The sequence below is a fragment of the Paraplanobispora takensis genome, assembly GCF_016863195.1.
GTDB classification, from domain to species: domain Bacteria; phylum Actinomycetota; class Actinomycetes; order Streptosporangiales; family Streptosporangiaceae; genus Planobispora; species Planobispora takensis.
Genome location: NZ_BOOK01000112.1, coordinates 1 through 2,635, shown reverse-complemented (window position 1 = coordinate 2,635; position 2,635 = coordinate 1). Strand labels below are relative to the sequence as shown.

3 protein-coding genes are annotated in these 2,635 nt (G+C 72.1%); 2 read left to right on the top strand and 1 reads right to left on the bottom strand.

From position 1 onward, the window contains the following. A partial coding sequence (locus Pta02_RS40590; RefSeq protein ID WP_203880381.1) for a helix-turn-helix domain-containing protein occupies nt 1-727 on the bottom strand: 727 nt, incomplete at its 3' end. 192 nt (nt 728-919) lie between these two features. On the opposite strand from Pta02_RS40590, the gene Pta02_RS40585 reads away from it, so the two are divergent. Both Pta02_RS40585 and Pta02_RS40580 read left to right on the top strand, forming a co-directional pair. Continuing rightward, nucleotides 920-2,014, top strand: coding sequence for an NlpC/P60 family protein (locus Pta02_RS40585; RefSeq protein WP_203880380.1), 1,095 nt, complete (start codon nt 920-922; stop codon nt 2,012-2,014). Further along, nucleotides 2,014-2,635 (top strand): hypothetical protein (locus tag Pta02_RS40580; protein WP_203880379.1); only part of this gene is annotated, 622 nt, incomplete at its 3' end. The genes Pta02_RS40585 and Pta02_RS40580, both read left to right, overlap by 1 nt.

Sequence of the window (2,635 nt, the reverse complement as noted above, 5' to 3'; positions counted from 1 at the left end):
CGGCACGGGCGACCGCCTGGGCCCGGGTCGCCGTCTCGGCGCGAGTGCCGGTGGGCGTCGAGACCGGCTCCTCCTCGCCGCTCGCCCCGCTCCCGGAGAACGAGCCGGCGATCATGAATCCGGCGACCACCCCGGCCGACAGGCCCAGGACCGCCCCGACCCGGAACCGCCACCGGAGAAAGCCCGCCGGTCCGCGTGGCGCGGCCGTACCGGGCACAGGAGTCCCTCCGCCGGGCACCGGCGACCGCCCGTGCCCGCCCGGACCCGCGGCCCCCTCCGTCGCCCCGCCCGGGACCGGCACTCCCTCCACGATTCCCGGGCCCGCTACTCCCCCGGCGACGCCCGCTCCCGGCGTCCTCTCCGCGACCTCGCCCGGGCCCGGTTCTCCTCCCGCGCCCGCCCGGTCCCGGCCGTCCGTTTCGAGGCCGCCCGTTCCGAGACCGTCCCCGGCCGTCCGCCGGGACTGTTCGGCGGCCTCCCACAGGGCCCGGAACCGGCGCTCGTCCTCCCGGCACAGCCGGGCCAGTCCTTCCACGGCCTCCGCCGGGATCCACGTGTCTCCGGCCAGCCAGCGCCCCCAGGAGGACCGGCTCGCGTGCGTCGCGTGCTCCAGCGCACGCAGGTCGAGCCCCGCCCGATCCTTCAGGGCTCTCAGCTCTCCCAGGAGAACGCGAACCGGTTCGGGCAGGTCGTCGGGTAACGGTCGCAGTCGCCGGCTTCGGCTCATGTTCCCGGCTCCATTCGCCATGCTGGTTCGTCCCAACCTTGTCTCAACGGCTCTGAGTCATCACAGGTCACGTCGGCACCAAGGGGAGATATTGTCCCAACTTCACCGGTTTCACGTCATGTTTCAGAAATTTCCTGACAGTGTGTGGCCCGCCGGCCGGCCGAACATCCATGACGGGACCGAGGAGAGAACATGCCCCCAACCCCGAGCTTCTGGAACAGAGCGGGAAGCCTGGCGCTCATCACCGTGACCGCGTGCGGCAGCGGTCTGGTGACGCTGACCCCCGCGCAGGCGGCGTCCCACGCCCCCGCGCACCCGCTCGCGGCGGTCACCCCCACCCCGACGCCCAGCCCGTCGGCGACGCCGAGCCCGTCCCCGGATTCGTCCGGAGAGCCGGAGAGCGCGGACACCATGGCCGCGTTCGCCGCGGCCCCGATCACGCGGTCGCAGATGATCGCCCGCGCCAGGACGTGGAACCCGGGCACCTCCAAGCGCGTGCCCTACAGCCAGACCAAGACCCGCGGCGGCTACCGCACCGACTGCTCGGGTTACGTGTCCATGGCGCTGGGGCTGGGCAAACCGGGGCCCATCACCGTGGGCCTGGCCAAGAGCACCTACACCCGCTCCATCCGGATCGCCGACCTGCGCAGGGGCGACCTGCTCATCGACGCCATCGGCAGCAACACCACCCGGCACGTCGTCATCTTCGACCGGTGGGCCAATGCCAAGCACACCTCGTACTGGGCCTACGAACAGCGCGGCGGCTACGGGACGGACTACCGGACGCGCAGCTACGGCCTGTCGTCGGGCAGCGAGTACAAGCCCTACCGGGCGCTGAACATCCGCGAGGACGCGCCGGTGCCGCCACCCACGATCACCCGTGCCCAGGTGATCGCCCGGGCCAAGACGTGGAATCCGGCCACCGCCCAGCGGGTGCCGTACAGCCAGACCAAGACCCGGGGCGGCTATCGCACCGACGGCTCGGGTTATGTGTCGATGGCATTGGGGCTGGGCAAGCCGGGGCCGATCACGGTGGATCTGGCCAAGCCCGCCTACACCAAGCCGATCTCGATGAGCCAGCTGCTCCAAGGAGATCTGGTGATCGATCCGGTCGGTGTCAACACCGCCCGGATGGTGGTCGTCTTCGACCGGTGGACCGACGCCAAGCACACCGCATACTGGGCTTATCAGCAGCGCGCGGGCTATGGCACCGACTATCGCATCGTCACCCACGGGCTGAAGGCCGGTACCCAGTTCCGCGCCTACCGCCCCAACAGGATCCGCTGATGCGCCGGTCACGGACCCGTCCCGGCCCGCCGCGGGCCGGGGTGGTCGCGGCGCTGCTCCCGCTCGCGGCGGCCACGGTCACCGTGATCACCGTGCCCGCGACCGCCGCGACCGCCGCGCCCCTGCCGACCGCTCCCTGCGGCTCCGGAGGGGTGACGGCGCAGGACACGGAACTGGCGGCCTGGCTCAACACCCGGCTGACGAAGAAGCTGCGCGGCTACATGAACGGCTACCGCGTCTCCTGCGCGCGGGCGGTGATCGAGACGGTCCGCGCCCGGGGGCTTCCGCAGCGGGCGGCGGTCGTCGCGATCACCACGGCCATCGTCGAGACGGGCGTGCGGAACATCAACCGAGAGGTGGACCACGACAGCCTGGGCGTGTTCCAGCAGCGGGCCACCTGGGGCAGCGCCGCCCAGCGGCTGAACGTGGCGTGGGCGACCGGCGCGTTCCTGGACAAGATGCTCCGCAAGCACCCCGACGGCTCCTGGCAGTCGGCGGTGGTGGGCGACGTCTGCCAGCGCGTGCAGGTGTCGAAGTACCCCGAGCGGTACCAGCCGCAGGCGGGGGACGGGCAGATCATCGTCTCGGCGCTCTGGTCGGCTCCCGGGGCGACACGGGCCC

Coding starts and splice junctions, on each gene's coding strand:
- Pta02_RS40585 (WP_203880380.1), top strand. CDS start 920: ATGCCCCCAACCCCGAGCTTCTGGAACAGAGCGGGAAGCCTGGCGCTC.